The organism is Pseudomonas sp. NPDC098747 (assembly GCF_044760045.1).
Lineage (GTDB): Bacteria > Pseudomonadota > Gammaproteobacteria > Pseudomonadales > Pseudomonadaceae > Aquipseudomonas.
This window is the reverse complement of record NZ_JBIWAL010000008.1, coordinates 134,452-151,952: the sequence shown is the minus strand read 5'-3', so window position 1 is coordinate 151,952 and position 17,501 is coordinate 134,452. Positions and strand designations below refer to the sequence as shown.

9 protein-coding genes are annotated in these 17,501 nt (G+C 60.2%); 7 read left to right on the top strand and 2 right to left on the bottom strand.

The features are described from left to right. Nucleotides 1-714 precede the first annotated feature (714 nt). The 7 genes from tpx (at nt 715) to ACIQVE_RS07700 (ending at nt 14,065) form a co-directional block, all read left to right on the top strand. Entirely contained in the window at nt 715-1,215 is a 501-nt protein-coding gene (gene tpx / locus ACIQVE_RS07730) for a thiol peroxidase (protein WP_034155955.1), read from the top strand. 186 nt (nt 1,216-1,401) lie between these two features. Continuing rightward, nucleotides 1,402-2,709 carry an MdtA/MuxA family multidrug efflux RND transporter periplasmic adaptor subunit gene (locus tag ACIQVE_RS07725; protein WP_402806334.1) on the top strand — a complete coding sequence of 436 codons (1,308 nt, stop codon included), beginning with the start codon at nt 1,402-1,404 and terminating at the stop codon, nt 2,707-2,709. Beyond that, nucleotides 2,706-5,807, top strand: a complete 3,102-nt coding sequence (locus ACIQVE_RS07720; RefSeq protein ID WP_402806332.1) for an MdtB/MuxB family multidrug efflux RND transporter permease subunit — start codon at nt 2,706-2,708, stop codon at nt 5,805-5,807. The genes ACIQVE_RS07725 and ACIQVE_RS07720 overlap by 4 nt, the downstream gene beginning before the upstream one ends. Before the next feature lie 136 nt (nt 5,808-5,943). Beyond that, on the top strand, nt 5,944-9,051 hold the full coding sequence (locus tag ACIQVE_RS07715) for an efflux RND transporter permease subunit (RefSeq protein WP_402806329.1): 3,108 nt from the start codon (nt 5,944-5,946) through the stop codon (nt 9,049-9,051). Beyond that, complete coding sequence (locus ACIQVE_RS07710; RefSeq protein ID WP_402806326.1) at nt 9,048-10,520, top strand: efflux transporter outer membrane subunit; 1,473 nt, start codon at nt 9,048-9,050, stop codon at nt 10,518-10,520. The genes ACIQVE_RS07715 and ACIQVE_RS07710 overlap by 4 nt, the downstream gene beginning before the upstream one ends. A gap of 477 nt (nt 10,521-10,997) precedes the next feature. Then, complete coding sequence (locus ACIQVE_RS07705) at nt 10,998-13,079, top strand: putative bifunctional diguanylate cyclase/phosphodiesterase (RefSeq protein ID WP_402806323.1); 2,082 nt, start codon at nt 10,998-11,000, stop codon at nt 13,077-13,079. 239 nt (nt 13,080-13,318) lie between these two features. Continuing rightward, the gene (locus ACIQVE_RS07700; protein ID WP_402806320.1) at nt 13,319-14,065 is read left to right on the top strand and encodes an SDR family oxidoreductase; all 747 of its coding nucleotides are present in this window, start codon (nt 13,319-13,321) and stop codon (nt 14,063-14,065) included. Nucleotides 14,066-14,215: 150 nt separating this feature from the next. Here ACIQVE_RS07700 and mapR read toward each other — a convergent pair whose 3' ends face one another. Together mapR and ccoG are read right to left on the bottom strand one after the other, a co-directional pair. Beyond that, entirely contained in the window at nt 14,216-15,625 is a 1,410-nt protein-coding gene (gene mapR, locus ACIQVE_RS07695; protein ID WP_402806317.1) for a GntR family transcriptional regulator MpaR, read from the bottom strand. Nucleotides 15,626-15,897: 272 nt separating this feature from the next. Beyond that, entirely contained in the window at nt 15,898-17,328 is a 1,431-nt protein-coding gene (gene ccoG, locus ACIQVE_RS07690; protein ID WP_402806315.1) for a cytochrome c oxidase accessory protein CcoG, read from the bottom strand. Between the last annotated feature and the right edge of the window lie 173 nt (nt 17,329-17,501).

The window sequence follows — 17,501 nt, the reverse complement described above, 5'->3', positions numbered from 1 at the left end:
TGATTTGATCGAGTTGAGCAGAAGCCCTGTTCATTCGCCGCTGGCGACGTGTATGTCGTCATCAGGCGCAATTCGGGATTTTTGAAGGGCTCTTGCATGGCGTTTGCGGTCGGCAGGGTGCCGCGCAGCACATCGTCATCGGTGTGGGAGGTTGTGTCGTGAGGTTTGGGGGTGTTGAATTCTGCAGATTGGCGCCTGGCGCCAGTTTCAGCGAGTTGTTGCTTGGGTTGGAATCATTAACGTGATTATCCAGGGTGCAGGAAGCAGCCGCCCGCGAACTCGCCAGGAAAAGAGTCTTCCCCACTCGATTGCACATCATTTCCCGAATCCCTGGTGGCCTATGGATAACTCGGCACTTACCGGCCGTTACGGCGTAATCCCTTTTTTATCAAGCCTATAGGACACGTCTGAATGACGCTAGCAGCTTATCCAGAGTTAGCCAGTCGAAAGGATTAATTCTTTGGTTCTGTGCGCAGGATCACAGTGAGATTGTGTACCAATTGGTTAGCGTCGCTGTAGGAGTGGCCACCGGTTGCGATCTTCTGATCTTGCTTATAAAGGTTAAAAGATCGCAGCCTGCGGCAGCTCCAGTTGTATGCGGGTGTAGGTGTGAGGGCATGACAATTTGAGCGCGGGCATAGGTCGTCGGACAATTTCGTGGTTAACTTCGGCCTCTTGCATGCTTTCCAATCAACGTTAAGAAGGACTCAAGTCATGGCTCAAGTCACCCTCAAAGGCAACCCGGTTCAAGTCAACGGCCAGTTGCCACAAGCCGGTTCCAAGGCGCCAGCCTTTTCCCTGGTGGCCGGCAATCTGTCCGACGTCACCCTCAAGGATTTCGCCGGCAAGCGCAAAGTGCTGAACATCTTCCCAAGCGTCGACACCCCGACCTGCGCCACCTCCGTGCGCAAGTTCAACGCTCAGGCCAACGACATCAGCAACACCGTGGTGCTGTGCATCTCGGCTGACCTGCCGTTCGCCCAAGCGCGCTTCTGCGGTGCCGAAGGTCTGGAAAACGTCCAGAACCTGTCGACCCTGCGCGGTGCCGAGTTCATCGAGAACTACGGCGTAGCCATCGCTGACGGCCCGCTGAAAGGCCTGACCGCCCGTGCGGTTGTTGTTCTGGACGAAAACGACAATGTCCTGCACAGCGAACTGGTCAAGGAAATCGCTGAAGAGCCGAACTACGACGCTGCTCTGGCGGTACTGAAGTAAACTGCGCAACAGCGCTTTTACAATTGTTAACGGCCTGGCCCTGTCCAGGCCGTTTTCATTTGTGTATCAGTGTTTTGCCTCACACCTTGAAACGTAAGTTGAAGGTAAATTGCCGGTAAAGCTGCTTTGCTTAATCCCCATCAGTGCTTATCGTTCAGCCTCCCGTAGAAGAAGCCCACGCGCCCAATGGTTAATCACTCCATGCAATCGTCCCCTCGCAACTCCCGTCGCTGGCTGATCAGCCTGCTTGTATTGTTGGTTATCGCCGTGCTGTGCTGGAAATTCTGGCCCGCCGGCTCAGCCAGCAAGGAGGGCGGCGAGAAGGCTGCGGCCGGTAATGCCGGGCGTTCCGGGATGATGCGGCCGGGCTTCGGTGGCGGAACCGGGCCGATTCCGGTGCGCGTGGCGCCGGCGGTCACGGGTGACTTCCCGCTGTATTACAAGGCGCTGGGCACCGTCACCGCGCTCAACACCATTAACGTGCGCAGCCGGGTGGGCGGCGAGCTGGTGAAGATCCATTTCGAGGAAGGCCAGATGGTCAAGGCTGGCGACTTGCTGGCCGAGATCGATCCGCGCTCCTACCAGAACGCCCTGCTCCAGGCTGAAGGCACCTTGCTGCAGAATCAGGCGCAACTGAAAAACGCGCAGGTCGATGTCGAGCGCTATCGCGGTCTGTTCAAGGAAGACAGCATCGCCAAGCAGACGCTGGACACTGCCGAAGCGCTGGTCGGCCAATATCTAGGCACGGTGAAGACCAATCAGGCGGCGGTCAACGACGCCAAACTCAATCTCGAATTCACCAAGATCCGCGCACCCATTGCCGGTCGCGTCGGCCTGCGTCAAGTGGACGTCGGCAACCTCGTTGCGGCCAACGACACGACGTTCCTCGCGGTGATCACCCAGACCCAGCCGATCAGCGTCGCGTTCACGCTGCCGGAAAACAACCTCGAAACCGTGCTCGCCCGCTACCGCAGCGGCGCCAAGCTGCCGGCCGAAGCGTGGGATCGCGGCGACACCAAACTGCAAGCCACCGGCGTATTGCAAAGCCTCGACAACCAGATCGACGTGGCCACCGGCACCCTGAAGTTCAAGGCCCGTTACGAAAACCGCGATCAGTTGCTGTTCCCCAATCAGTTCGTCAACGTGCACCTGCTGGCCGACACCCTGAAAAACGTCGTGCTGGCCCCGTCCGCCGCGATTCAGTTCGGCACCAACGGCACCTTCGTCTACGCGCTGGACGGTGATAAGAAAGTCACCATCCGCCAGTTGAAGATCGGCGCCAGTGACGGTGAAAACACCGTGATCACTGAAGGGCTGACTGCCGGCGATCGCGTGGTACTCGAAGGCACCGACCGACTCAAGGAAGGCAGCGAAGTGGAAGTGGTCAACGACAGCAATCAAGTGCCGACCACGCCGACCGAACACCTGCAAGGCAAGTCTGCTGCCACCCCGACTGATGCCGCTGTCACCGACAAGGCCAAGAAGGGCGCATGAACATTTCGCGGCTGTTCATCCTCCGTCCGGTAGCCACCACCCTGAGCATGCTGGCCATTATTCTGGCCGGCCTGATCGCTTATCGCCTGCTACCCGTGTCGGCGTTGCCGCAGGTCGATTACCCGACCATCCGCGTGATGACTTTGTATCCCGGCGCCAGTCCGGACGTGATGACCAGCGCCGTCACCGCGCCGCTTGAACGCCAGTTCGGGCAGATGCCGGGGCTGACGCAAATGGCTTCGACCAGCTCCGGCGGCGCCTCGGTGCTGACCTTGCGTTTCAGCCTCGACATCAACATGGATGTCGCCGAGCAACAGGTGCAAGCCGCGATCAACGCCGCAACCAACCTGCTGCCGAGCGACCTGCCGGCACCGCCGGTGTACAACAAGGTCAACCCGGCAGACACCCCGGTGCTGACCCTGGCCATCACCTCGAAAACCATGCTGCTGCCCAAACTCAATGATCTGGTCGATACGCGCATGGCGCAGAAAATCGCTCAGATCAGCGGTGTCGGCATGGTCAGCATTGCCGGCGGTCAGCGTCAGGCCGTGCGGATCAAGGTCAACCCGGAGGCGCTGGCCGCCAACGGCCTGAACCTGTCGGACGTGCGCACCTTGATCGGTGCCTCCAACGTCAACCAGCCGAAAGGTAACTTCGACGGTCCGACCCGGGTTTCGATGCTCGATGCCAATGACCAACTGACGTCGCCCAAGGACTACGCCAACCTGATCCTCGCCTACAAGAACGGCGCGCCATTGCGGCTCAAGGATGTCGCGCAAATTGTCGACGGCGCCGAGAACGAGCGTCTGGCCGCATGGGCCAACCAGAATCAGGCCGTGCTGCTGAACATTCAGCGTCAACCCGGCGCCAACGTGATCGAGGTGGTCGACCGCATCAAGGCCTTGTTGCCGAGCATCACCGACAACCTGCCGGCCGGTCTCGAAGTCACGGTGCTCACCGACCGTACCCAGACCATTCGCGCCTCGGTCACAGACGTTCAGCACGAGTTGCTGATCGCCATCGCGCTGGTGGTGATGGTGACGTTCCTGTTTCTGCGCCGTTTCAGCGCGACGATCATTCCGTCGGTGGCCGTACCGCTGTCGCTGATTGGTACGTTCGGCGTGATGTACCTCGCCGGGTTCTCGGTGAATAACCTGACCCTGATGGCCCTGACCATCGCCACCGGTTTTGTGGTCGACGATGCCATCGTGATGCTGGAAAACATCTCGCGTTACATCGAGGAGGGCGACAGCCCGATGCAAGCCGCGCTCAAAGGCGCGAAGCAGATCGGCTTCACCCTGATTTCCCTGACTCTGTCGTTGATCGCCGTGCTGATCCCGCTGCTGTTTATGGCTGACGTGGTCGGGCGGCTGTTCCGCGAATTCGCGATCACCCTGGCGGTGGCGATCCTGATTTCCCTCGTGGTCTCGCTGACCCTGACGCCCATGATGTGCGCGCGTCTGCTCAAGCGCGAACCCGAGGAGCACGAACAGGGCCGCTTCTACCGGGCCAGTGGTGCGGTGATTGACTGGATGATCGCCGAGTACGGGCGGATGCTGCGCTGGGTGCTCAAGCATCAGCCGCTGACCTTGCTGGTCGCCATCGGCACACTGGCGTTGACTGTGTTCCTTTATATGATCGTGCCGAAGGGCTTCTTCCCGGTGCAGGACACCGGGGTGATTCAGGGGATTTCCGAAGCGCCGCAGTCGATTTCCTTCGCTGCGATGGGCGAGCGTCAACAGGCATTGGCCAAGGTCATTCTTGAAGACCCGGCGGTGCAGAGTCTGTCGTCCTACATCGGCGTCGATGGCGATAACGCCACGCTCAACAGCGGACGGTTGTTGATCAACCTCAAGCCGCACGGCGACCGCGACCTGACAGCCACCGAAGTCATCGCGCGCCTGCAACCGCAACTGGACAAACTGGTCGGCATTCGTCTGTACATGCAGCCGGTGCAGGATCTGACCATCGAGGATCGCGTCAGCCGCACCCAGTACCAGTTCAGCATGTCCTCTCCGGACTCCGAGTTGCTCAGCCAATGGAGCGGCCGCTTGGTCGAAGCCTTGGCGCAGCGCCCGGAACTGACCGACGTTGCCAGTGACTTACAGGACAAGGGCTTGCAGGTCTATCTGGTGATCGACCGCGATGCGGCTTCGCGCTTGGGTGTGTCGGTGGCGAACATCACCGATGCACTGTACGACGCCTTCGGGCAGCGACAGATCTCAACCATTTACACTCAGGCCAGCCAGTACCGCGTGGTGCTTCAGGCTCAGGCCGGGGAAAAGATCGGCCCGCAGGCGCTGGATCAGATCCACGTCAAGACCACTGACGGCGCGCAGGTGCGGCTGTCGAGTCTGGCCCATGTCGAGGAACGCCAGGCGCAACTGGCGATCACTCACATCGGTCAGTTCCCGGCGGTGATGATGTCGTTCAACCTTGCACCGGGCGTAGCCCTGGGGCATGCGGTGGACGTCATCGAACAGGTGCAGAAAGACATCGGCATGCCGGTCGGCGTGCAGACCCAGTTCCAGGGCGCAGCCGAAGCGTTCCAAGCGTCGCTATCGAGCACCTTGCTGCTGATTCTGGCGGCGGTGGTGACCATGTACATCGTGCTCGGCGTGCTTTACGAGAGCTACATCCACCCGATCACCATTCTCTCGACCCTGCCGTCAGCGGCGGTCGGTGCGTTGCTGGCGTTGCTGCTCAGCGGCAATGATCTTGGGATGATCGCGATCATCGGCATCATCCTGCTGATCGGCATCGTCAAGAAGAACGCGATCATGATGATCGACTTCGCCCTCGACGCTGAACGCAACCAAGGCATGGCGCCGGCGGAGGCGATCTATCAAGCGGCGCTGCTGCGTTTCCGGCCGATCCTGATGACCACACTGGCGGCGCTGTTCGGTGCCGTGCCGTTGATGCTGGCTACCGGTTCCGGGGCTGAGCTACGCCAGCCGCTGGGTCTGGTGATGGTCGGTGGCCTGCTGGTGAGTCAGGTGCTGACGCTGTTTACCACGCCCGTTATTTACCTGTACTTCGATCGCCTCGGTCGTCGCTTTGGCAAAACCAATGCCGACACCGAAGAGGTGGCGGTATGACTGTCTGCGCACAGATCCCCTGTGGGAGCGAGCTTGCTCGCGAAAGCGGTGGATCGTTCACCATCAATGTTGAAGGTGCCGGCCCCTTTGCGAGCAAGCTCGCTCCCACAGTGATGGGTGGGGAAGGCCAGACTCGATGAACCTCTCCGGTCCTTTCATCAAGCGCCCGGTGGCAACCATGCTGTTGAGCCTGGCGATCATGTTGCTGGGCGGTGTCAGTTTCGGTTTGCTGCCAGTGTCGCCACTGCCGCAAATGGACTTCCCGGTGATCGTTGTGCAGGCGAGCCTGCCCGGCGCCAGTCCGGAAGTCATGGCGTCCACCGTGGCGACGCCGCTGGAGCGTTCGTTCGGCGCCATTGCCGGCGTCAACACCATGAGCAGCCGCTCCAGTCAGGGCTCGACCCGGGTCATTCTGCAATTTGACCTCGACCGCGACATCAACGGCGCAGCGCGGGAAGTGCAGGCGGCGATCAATGCTTCGCGCAATCTGCTGCCGAGCGGGATGCGCAGCATGCCGACCTATAAAAAGGTCAACCCGTCGCAGGCACCGATCATGGTGCTGTCGCTGACCTCGGACGTGCTGGAAAAAGGTCAGCTGTACGATCTGGCGTCGACCATCCTCTCGCAGAGCCTTTCGCAGGTGCAGGGTGTCGGTGAAGTGCAGATCGGCGGCAGTTCGCTCCCGGCCGTGCGCATCGAACTCGAACCTCAGGCGCTCAACCAGTACGGCGTGGCGCTCGACGATGTGCGTAAAACCATCGCCGATGCCAACGTGCGCCGGCCGAAGGGGTCGGTCGAAGACGGCCAGCGGCTGTGGCAGATCCAGGCCAACGATCAATTAGAGAAAGCCAAGGATTACGAGTCGCTGATCATTCACTACGCCGACGGTGCCGCGTTGCGCCTCAAAGACGTGGCCAAGGTCAGTGACGGTGTCGAAGACCGTTACAACAGCGGTTTCTTTAACGATGACGCGGCGGTGCTGCTGGTGATCAACCGCCAGGCCGGCGCCAACATCATCGAGACGGTCAACGAGATCAAGGCACAGTTGCCGGCGCTGCAAGCGGTGTTGCCGGCCAGCGTGAAGCTGAATCTGGCGATGGACCGCTCGCCGGTGATCAAGGCCACCCTGCACGAAGCCGAGATGACCCTGCTGATCGCCGTGGCGCTGGTGATCCTGGTGGTGTTCCTGTTTCTGGGCAACTTCCGCGCCTCGCTGATTCCGACGCTGGCCGTGCCGGTGTCGTTGGTCGGCACGTTTGCGGTGATGTACCTCTATGGCTTCTCGCTGAACAACCTGTCGCTGATGGCGCTGATTCTCGCCACTGGCTTGGTGGTGGACGATGCCATCGTGGTGCTGGAAAACATTTCCCGGCACATCGACGAAGGCGTCAAGCCAATGCAGGCGGCGTATCTGGGGGCCAAGGAAGTCGGTTTTACCTTGCTGTCGATGAACGTCTCGCTGGTCGCGGTGTTCCTGTCGATCCTGTTTATGGGCGGGATTGTCGAGAGCCTGTTCCGCGAGTTTTCTATCACGCTGGCCGCTGCCATTGTAGTGTCGCTGGTTGTATCCCTGACGCTGACGCCGATGCTCTGCGCGCGCTGGCTCAAGCCGCACACACCGGGTCAGGAAAACCGTCTGCAACGCTGGAGCCGCCGCACCAACGACTGGATGGTCGACAAATACGCCATCAGCCTCGACTGGGTACTGCGCCACCGTCGCCTGACTTTGCTTAGCCTGTTCGTTACCGTTGGCGTCAATGTGGCGCTGTACGTGGTGGTCCCGAAAACCTTTATGCCGCAGCAGGACACAGGTCAGTTGATTGGTTTCGTGCGCGGCGACGACGGGCTGTCGTTCAGCGTGATGCAGCCGAAAATGGAAATCTTCCGTCGCGCCGTGCTCAAGGACGAAGCGGTCGAGAGTGTCGCCGGGTTCATCGGTGGCAGCAACGGCACCAACAACGCGTTCATGCTGGTGCGCCTCAAACCGATCAAGGATCGCCAGTTGTCGGCGCAGAAAGTCATCGAGCGCCTGCGCAAGGAAATGCCCAAAGTGCCCGGCGCGCAACTGATGCTGATGGCGGATCAGGATCTGCAATTTGGTGGTGGCCGCGAGCAAACCTCGTCGCAGTACAGCTACATCCTGCAAAGCGGCGATCTCGGTCAATTGCGTGAGTGGTATCCGAAAGTGGTTGCTGCGCTGCGAGCCTTGCCGGAACTGACGGCGATTGACGCCCGCGAAGGCAAAGGCGCACAGCAGGTGACGTTGATCGTCGACCGCGACCAGGCCAAACGCCTTGGCGTGGACATGGACATGGTCACCTCGGTGTTGAACAACGCTTACAGCCAGCGGCAGATTTCGACGATCTACGACAGCCTCAACCAGTATCAAGTGGTGATGGAGGTCAATCCGAAATACGCCCAGGACCCGGTGACGCTCAAGCAAGTGCAGGTCATCACCGCCGACGGTGCGCGGGTGCCGCTGTCGACCTTTGCCCACTACGAAAGCAGCCTCGAAGACGACCGCGTCAGCCACGAAGGTCAGTTCGCTTCCGAAGATATTGCCTTCGACATGGCTGAAGGCGTGACGGTGGAGCAGGGCAGTGCCGCCATCGAGCGGGCGATTGCCAAGGTCGGCTTGCCGGAAGATGTCATCGCGAAAATGGCCGGCACAGCCGATGCTTTTGCCGCGACCCAGAAGAGCCAGCCGTTCATGATTCTTGGCGCGTTGCTGGCGGTGTATCTGGTACTGGGCGTGCTCTATGAAAGCTATATCCATCCGCTGACGATTCTGTCGACGCTGCCCTCGGCCGGGGTCGGCGCGTTGCTGTCGATCTATGCGCTGGGCGGCGAGTTCAGCTTGATCTCGTTGCTCGGGCTGTTCCTGTTGATCGGCGTGGTCAAGAAAAACGCGATCCTGATGATCGATCTGGCGCTGCAACTGGAACGGCATCAGGGCATGACTCCGCTGGAGTCGATCCGCAGCGCCTGTTTGCAACGGTTGCGACCGATTCTGATGACCACGCTGGCCGCGATCCTCGGTGCCTTGCCGTTGCTGCTCAGCCGCGCGGAGGGTGCAGAAATGCGCCAGCCATTGGGCCTGACCATCATCGGCGGGCTGATTTTCAGCCAGGTGCTGACGCTTTACACCACGCCTGTGGTTTACCTCTATCTCGACAAACTGCGCCATCGCTTCAACAAATGGCGCGGCGTGCGTACTGATGCTGCTCTGGAAACTCCGCTATGACTGACCGTTCGCTTTTCAATCTGGCCACTGCTCGCGGCTCGCGCCTGTTGAGCCTGTCACTGTGCGTGGCGATGCTCAGTGCTTGCGCCGTCGGCCCGGACTACCAGCGCCCGCAGACAGCGCAAATCGCTCAATACAAGGAAGCCAAAGGCTGGCGTCAGGCCAACCCGAGCGATTCGCTGGCCCGTGGCGCGTGGTGGGAACTGTATGGCGATCAGCAACTCAACGGGCTGGTCGAGAAACTCAACAACGCCAACCAGACAGTCGCGCAATCGGAAGCCCAGTACCGTCAGGCCCAAGCCTTGGTGCGCAGTGCGCGCGGTGCGTTTTATCCGAGTGTCGACCTGAGCGTGGGTAAAACCCGCTCCAGCCAGGGCACCGGCAGCAGCAGTTCAAGCCTGAGCAGTTCTTCCAGTGGTATTCGCGATACCTACAACGCGCAGTTGGGCGTCAGTTGGGAAGCCGATATCTGGGGCAAGCTGCGCCGCGGGCTTCAAGCCGATGAGGCCAGTGCCCAGGCGAGCTTCGCCGATCTGGCGGCGATGCGTTTGAGCCAGCAGTCGGAGTTGGTGCAGAACTACCTGCAACTGCGGGTGATCGATCAGCAGAAGCGTTTGCTCGAAGCGACGGTTGCGGCGTATGAGCGTTCGTTGAAAATGACTCAGAACCAATACCGTGCGGGCGTTTCCGGGCGTGACGCAGTGGCGCAGGCGCAGACGCAACTGAAAAGCACCCAGGCTGATCTGATCGACCTGATCTGGCAGCGCGCACAGTTTGAAAACGCCATTGCCGTGCTGACCGGGCAAGCGCCGGCAAACTTCAACATCGCCGAAACCCAGACCATCCCGAATCTGCCGCAGGTGCCGTTGAGCCTGCCGTCGCAGCTGCTGGAACGCCGCCCGGACATCGCCTCGGCCGAGCGCTCGGTGATTGCCGCCAACGCCAACATCGGCGTGGCCAAAGCTGCGTATTACCCGGACTTGTCCCTGAGCCTGAGCGGCGGTTACAGCAGCAGTACGTCAAATGACCTGATCAGCTTGCCGAACCGCTTCTGGTCGGTGGGGCCGAAACTGAACTTGCCGCTGTTTGATGGCGGCATACGTTCGGCAGAAGTCGACCGCACTGAAGCGGTGTACGACCAGACAGTGGCCAAGTACCGGCAGACGGTGCTCGATGGTTTCCGCGAGGTGGAAAACTATCTGGTCCAGCTCAAGGTGTATGCAGACGAAGCGGCCGTGCGCCAGGAAGCACTGGATGCTGCCCGTGATTCGCTGCGCCTGACTGAAAACCAGTACAAGGCCGGGCTGATTGCCTATCTCGATGTGGTGACGGTGCAGGCTACGGCGCTGAGCAACGAGCGCAATGTGCTGAGTATTCTGCAGAGCCGCTTGATTGCCAGTGTTCAGTTGATTGCTGCGCTGGGCGGGGGTTGGGATGGAGAACTGGAGGCTAGTGACACAACCGATTAAAGATCGGAAATAATCTGTGGTGGAGGAGAACCTGGGGTGAGGGAAACCTGGGTAGTGAGGAAAACCTGTGGAATGAGGAAAATCTGTGTAATGAGGAAAATCTGTGTAATGAGGGGAGTCTGTGGCGAGGGGATTTATCCCCGTTGGGCTGCGAAGCAGTCCTGAAACCATCTAACGCGGTGTGTCAGGAATAATCGGGTTGCTGGGTTTAGGGCCGCTCCGCAGCCCAACGGGGATAAATCCCCTCGCCACAGGGGTTCAGTGTCAGCAGAGGCCTACTTGAGATCATGCAGGGGCTATGTACGGCGCGTGTAACCACCGGGCCAGAGCCTTGTAGGACGATCAAACAAACGTTTCATCGGGTTGATGGCAAAATGGTTACTTTGTCAGTGCGTTCTTCTGTGCAATCAGTACAATCGCCGCTTTTGCCCGACCGAGAATTGACGCAGTACGGTTCAGGCGGCCACGAGAATCCGCATGCTCATCGGTAGTTATTCCTCCACTCTGGTTTTCATCTCGCTGTGTGTGGCGATACTCGCGTCCTACACCGCGCTCGACCTCACCGGACGTATCGCCACGGCCAGGGGCCGAGCCGTGCATTTCTGGACCGCTGGTGGTGGTTTTGCCATGGGCATTGGCGTCTGGTCGATGCACTTCATCGGTATGCTCGCCTTCAAACTGCCCATCGAACTGGGTTACGACATAGCCCTCACGGCGCTGTCGCTGCTGATCGCGGTGCTGTCCTGTGGTTTTGCCTTGTGGCTGGTGAGTCAGCCGAAACTGCCAATTCTGCAATTGGCGTTTGGCGCGCTGATCATGGGCGCCGGCATCAGCGCCATGCATTACACCGGCATGGCGGCGATGCGCATGACCCCCGGGATCGACTACGACCCGACGCTGTTCAGCGCTTCCTTGCTGATTGCGGTCGGTGCTTCTGCCGCAGCGCTGTGGATCGCTTTTCGCCTGCGTCAGCATTCGCCTTATGTGCGCCCGATACGCGCTGGCGCTGCGGTGCTCATGGGCATCGCCATTGTCGGCATGCATTACACCGGCATGGCCGCCGCGCAGTTTCCTGACGGCAGTTTCTGCGGCGCAACCGTCGACGGGCTCAAGGGCAACGGCCTCGATAGTCTGGTGCTGATTACCACGCTGGCGGTGCTGTCGATTGCCTTGCTGACCTCGATTCTCGACGCACGCCTTGAAGCACGAACGGCCGATCTGGCGCACTCGTTGACCGTGGCCAACCGCGAACTCACGCAATTGGCGCTGCACGACACCCTGACGGGTCTGCCTAATCGCATGCTGTTGGACGACCGAATCAATCAAGCGATGAAAAAGGTCAACGAGCAGGGCGGCTGTTTTGCGTTGATGTTTATTGATCTGGACGGCTTCAAACCGGTCAATGATGCATTCGGCCATCACATGGGCGATCAGCTGTTGCGCGAAGTCGGCGTGCGTCTGCGCGAAGATTTGCGCAGCCTCGACACGCTGGCGCGGATCGGCGGCGATGAGTTCGTCTTGCTGGTGCGCCTGACCGAGCCCGACGATGCCTTGGGTCTGGCCGCGCGCCAGGTCGGGCTGATTGGGCAGTCGTTTCGCGTGGCTGAACATGATTTGCAGATTTCCGCCAGCGTCGGCATCGCTTTGTACCCGGGCAACGGCCTGAGTGCTCAGGAATTGCTGATGAACGCTGACGCGGCGATGTACCACGCCAAGGGCGGCGGTAAAAACGGTTACAGCTTCTTCGACGCGTCGATGAACACCAACGCGCGCAAACAACTGCAACTGTTGCAAGACCTGCGCGCAGCGCTGGAGCACAGTCAGTTCAGCCTGCATTACCAGCCCAAGTTCGACGCCGCCAACGGTCGACCGGTCGGCGCAGAAGCACTGCTGCGCTGGCAGCATCCGATCCACGGCATGCTGATGCCGGACAAATTCATCGATCTGGCGGAGAAAACCGGGCTGATCATCCCGATCGGCGAATGGGTGCTCAACGAAGCCTGCCGACAGATGCGCGAGTGGTACGTGCTCGGCTACACCGACTGGCGCATTGCGGTGAACCTCTCGGCGTTGCAGTTCTGCCACGCAGGGCTGGTGCGCAGCGTTGCCAAAGCGCTGGCAACCCACCATTTGCCGGCCAACAGCCTGACCCTGGAAATCACCGAAACCACAGCGATGAGCGACGCCGATGCGAGCATGACGGTGTTGCAGGAGTTGTCGGACATGGGCGTCGATTTGTCCATTGATGACTTCGGCACCGGCTATTCAAGCCTTATGTACCTCAAGCGTCTGCCGGCCAACGAGTTGAAGATCGACCGTGGATTTGTCCGCGATCTGGAGCATGACAGCGACGATGCGGCGATTGTTTCGGCGATCGTTGCACTGGGGCAGGCGCTGGGGCTGCGGATTGTGGCCGAAGGTGTGGAAACGGGCTCGCAGCAGGATTTCCTGACGCAATTGGGTTGCGATTCGTTGCAAGGGTATCTGCTGGGACATCCGCTGCCGGCGGAGCAGTTCATGCGCGACATTGCCCGGGGCGAGAGCCGGTCGGTGGTCTGACTTAATACCTACCTGTGGCGAGGGAGCTTGCTCCCGCTGGACTGCACAGCAGGCCCATGCTGTCTAAAGAAGGGCCGCTTCGCGCCCCAGCGGGAGCAAGCTCCCTCGCCACAAAAGTTTCTCCAGCCGCGATGGTGTGTTGTCTCAGGTCCAGCCTTTGATGCAGGCCATGCAAAACCCGCCAATGGCGGTTATTCTTTCCCCGGAAGGTTACGTGTGCATTTGGGGGAAAGGCCAGCATGGATAAAGTCATTGTGATCACCGGTGGCGGGCGCGGGATTGGCGCTGCTACGGCGTTGTTGGCTGCTGAGAAGGGCTATCGGATCTGCATCAACTACCAGTCGGACGAACAGGCCGCGCACAGTGTGCTGGAGCAAGTCCGTGCGCTGGGCGCACAAGCCATCGCGGTGCGCGCCGACGTCAGCATCGAAGACGAAGTGATCGCACTGTTTCAGCGAGTCGACACCGAGCTGGGCCGGGTCACCGCTCTGGTGAACAATGCCGGCACTGTCGGGCAAAAATCGCGGGTCGATGAAATGTCCGAATTTCGCGTCCTCAAAATCCTCAAAACCAACGTTCTGGCGCCGATTCTCTGTGCCAAGCACGCGATCCTGCGCATGTCACCCAAACACGGCGGGCAGGGCGGCAGCATCGTCAATGTGTCGTCGGTGGCGGCGCGTCTCGGCTCACCGAATGAATACGTCGACTACGCAGCGTCCAAAGGCGCGCTCGACACCTTCACCATTGGTTTGTCCAAGGAAGTGGCGGGCGAGGGGATTCGGGTCAACGCTGTGCGTCCGGGGTACATCTACACCGATTTCCATGCGCTGAGCGGCGACCCGGATCGGGTCAGCAAGCTTGAGTCAGCGATCCCGATGGCCCGTGGCGGGCGCCCGGATGAAGTGGCGGAGGCGATTATCTGGCTGCTGTCGGACAAGGCTTCTTATGCGACGGGAACGTTTGTTGATTTGGGGGGTGGGCGCTGATCTTCAGGGTTTGTGTTGACTGATCCGGCCTCTTCGCGAGCAAGCTCGCTCCCACAGTGTTTTTTGTCGGCCAGGTATGTTGTGAACGACATCGAAACCTGTGGGAGCGAGCTTGCTCGCGAAAGCTTTATTGAAGGCAACATCAAACTGTCAGAACGACCGCACAATCCGCCCCAACGTCTCCATCGCCTTCTCCGAATCCTCGGTCCACGGGCTGCCGTAATTCAAGCGAATACAATTCCTGAACCGCTGAGTCGGCGAGAAAATCGGCCCCGGCGCGATGCTGATGCCTTGCGCCAGCGCCATTTGAAACAACTTCAATGAATCCATCTGCGGTGGCAATTCCAGCCATAAAAAGTAGCCGCCCGCCGGCTGGCTGACCCGCGTCTGCGCCGGGAAGTAACGAGCAATCGCCGCCAGCATCGCGCTCTGCTGTTCTTCCAGCGCATAGCGCAGTTTGCGCAGATGCCGGTCATAGCCGCCGTGTTGCAGGTAGTCGGCAATCGCCGCTTGCGCCGGCATCGAGGCGCACAGCGAGGTCATCAGTTTCAGCCGTTCGATTTTCTGCGCGTAGCGCCCGGCCGCGACCCAGCCGATGCGATAGCCGGGGGCCAGGCTTTTGGCGAACGAACCGCAATGCATCACCAGCCCTTCGGTATCGAAGGCCTTAGCCGGTTTTGGCGCCTGTTGGCCGTAATAGAGTTCGGCGTAGACGTCGTCTTCGATCAGCGGCACCTGATGGCGGCGCAGCAGTTCGACCAGTTCCTGTTTCTTCGCCTCGGGCATGGTCGCGCCCATCGGGTTCTGGAAACTGGTCATGCACCAGCAGGCCTTGACCGGATGGCGTTCCAGCGTCTGCGCGAGCACCCCGAGGTCGATACCGTCGCGCGGGTGCACGGGGATTTCCACGGCTTTGAGTTTCAGTCGTTCCAGCACTTGCAGGCTGGCGTAGAACGCCGGGGCTTCGATGGCCACCAGATCGCCGGGTTCGGTGACCGCTTGCAGGCACAGGTTCAGCGCTTCGAGGGCGCCGTTGGTGATCAACAGTTCTTCCATCGGCAGCATCAAGCCGCCGACCATGTAACGCAGGGCGATCTGTCGACGCAGTTGCGGGTTGCCCGGCGACATGTCGGTGACGACCATGCGCGGGTCCATCTCTCGCGCGGCGCTGGCCAGTGACCGCGACAGCCGTTGCAAGGGGAAGAGTGTCGGGCTGGGGAAGGCCGAGCCGAACGGCACGGTGCTCGGGTCCTTGATCGATTCCAGCACTGAGAACACCAGTTCGCTAACGTCGACTTCGGTGGAATCGTTGACGTGGCTGCTGATCACTGGCTCCGAGAACGGGCTCGGTGCATGAGTGTTGACGAAGTAACCGGAGCGCGGACGGGCGCGGATCAGGCCACGACGTTCGAGCAGGTAATAGGCCTGAAACACCGTGGACGGGCTGACGCCGTAGGTCTGGCTGGCATAGCGCACCGATGGCACACGCTGGCCGGGGCCCAGGACGCCGGAGCGGATCAGTTCAGCGATGTCTTCAGCGAATTTTTCGTAGCGTTTCATCGAGGGCCTTGGTGCTTGGTGGTTGTGTGGGGTGCCAGGCAACTGCCCCTCACCCTAGCCCTCTCCCGGAGGGAGAGGGGACTGACCGTGGGAGATTGAAAGTTTTCTCAAACCTGATCTACCGCTGGTGAATCCGAAGGCGACTCGATATTTCACGTCGCCAATTGTCGGCAGTAACTTCGGTCGGTTCCCTCTCCCTTTGGGAGAGGGCTAGGGTGAGGGGCATTCGAACGGATACCCCACGACCTGAAAACCGCTGACATCTTAAAGCTTCAGCGATTCATCGGCGCCACAAACCTGCTCTTCGCCACGCTATAAACCTCAGGCTCATCGCTGTCGGCGATCTTGAAACTCAAGGTCTGCGAGCTGCTGCTTGGCCGCTCCGTGGTCATCGCGACCGACACCGGTACGTCGACAATCTCGCCCGGCGCCAGGCTCAGTTCGGTTTTGCCTTGTAGCTGGAAGGCCTTGCCGTCGACCAGGCTCAGGTGGTAATCCTGGCGCTGCTGGGTCTTGTTGATGACTTTGAGGCTGTAGATGTTTTCGATCTGGCCCTGACCGTTTTCGCGGAACAATCCGCGATCCTTGGTCACGTCCAGCGACACCATCGGCCGCTCGACCAAGGCCAATGCCAGTGCGCCGATCATCACCAGCAACACCGCCACGTAACCGATCAGCCGTGGCCGCAGCAGATGCGTTTTGCCACCCTGCAATTCGCGCTCGGAACTGTAGCGGATCAAGCCGCGCGGGTAGTTCATCTTGTCCATGATCGAATCACAGGCGTCGATGCACGCCGCGCAACCGATGCACTCCATTTGCAAGCCGTCGCGGATGTCGATGCCGGTCGGGCACACCTGCACGCACAAATGGCAGTCGATGCAATCGCCCAGTCCTGCTTCCGCCGGTTTTACATCACGTTTGCGCGGGCCACGGTTTTCGCCGCGGGCCACGTCGTAGGAAATCGCCAGTGTGTCCTTATCGAACATTACGCTTTGGAACCGCGCATACGGGCACATGTGCATGCACACGGCTTCGCGCAGCCAGCCGGCGTTGATGTACGTTGCGGCGGTGAAGAACAGCACCCAGAACAGACTTACCCCGCCGATTTGCAGGGTCAGCAGCTCTTCGGCCAGCGGTCGGATCGGCGTGAAGTAGCCGACGAAGGTCAGGCCGGTGAGCACGCTGATCGCCAGCCACAAGGTGTGCTTGGCCGCGCGGCGTGCCAGTTTGTTCAAGCCCCATGGCGCGGCTTGCAGTTTGATCCGTTGGTTGCGCTCGCCCTCGGTGATCTTCTCGCACCACATGAAGATCCATGTCCACGAACTCTGCGGGCAGGTGTAACCGCACCAGACCCGTCCGGCGAAAACGGTGATGGCGAAGAGGCCGAACGCGGCGATGATCAGCAGGGCCGAGAGCAGGATGAAATCCTGTGGCCAGAAGGTCGCGCCGAAAATGTGGAATTTGCTTTCCGCCAGATCCCACAACACGGCTTGGCGACCACCCCAGTTCAACCACACCGTGCCAAAGAACAACAGAAACAGAAAACCCGCGCCGCTCATGCGCAGGCTGCGGAACAGGCCGGTGAAACTGCGGGTGTGGATCTGGTTGTCGCTGGATTTGGCCGTCGCCTTCATTGGGCGTGCGGGCACACTCTTTATAGTGGGTGATGCTTCTACGGTTCGGACGGGGATTTGTTCGCTCATGGTCGTTCGCTCATCAGCCTCCATCAGGCCGATGAACTATGAGCGTCGATCTGTTTGCATAACAGACTCAGCTATCTCTATAAAAACCGTATCAGATGGGCTTTCATGCAGCGCCTGCGACAACTTGAAGCAGCCCGCAGGCTAAGGCGCAAACGCCTGAAGCAGACGTTCGC

Coding starts and splice junctions, on each gene's coding strand:
- tpx (WP_034155955.1), top strand. CDS start 715: ATGGCTCAAGTCACCCTCAAAGGCAACCCGGTTCAAGTCAACGGCCAG.
- ACIQVE_RS07725 (WP_402806334.1), top strand. CDS start 1,402: ATGGTTAATCACTCCATGCAATCGTCCCCTCGCAACTCCCGTCGCTGG.
- ACIQVE_RS07720 (WP_402806332.1), top strand. CDS start 2,706: ATGAACATTTCGCGGCTGTTCATCCTCCGTCCGGTAGCCACCACCCTG.
- ACIQVE_RS07715 (WP_402806329.1), top strand. CDS start 5,944: ATGAACCTCTCCGGTCCTTTCATCAAGCGCCCGGTGGCAACCATGCTG.
- ACIQVE_RS07710 (WP_402806326.1), top strand. CDS start 9,048: ATGACTGACCGTTCGCTTTTCAATCTGGCCACTGCTCGCGGCTCGCGC.
- ACIQVE_RS07705 (WP_402806323.1), top strand. CDS start 10,998: ATGCTCATCGGTAGTTATTCCTCCACTCTGGTTTTCATCTCGCTGTGT.
- ACIQVE_RS07700 (WP_402806320.1), top strand. CDS start 13,319: ATGGATAAAGTCATTGTGATCACCGGTGGCGGGCGCGGGATTGGCGCT.
- mapR (WP_402806317.1), bottom strand. CDS start 15,625: ATGAAACGCTACGAAAAATTCGCTGAAGACATCGCTGAACTGATCCGC.
- ccoG (WP_402806315.1), bottom strand. CDS start 17,328: ATGAGCGAACAAATCCCCGTCCGAACCGTAGAAGCATCACCCACTATA.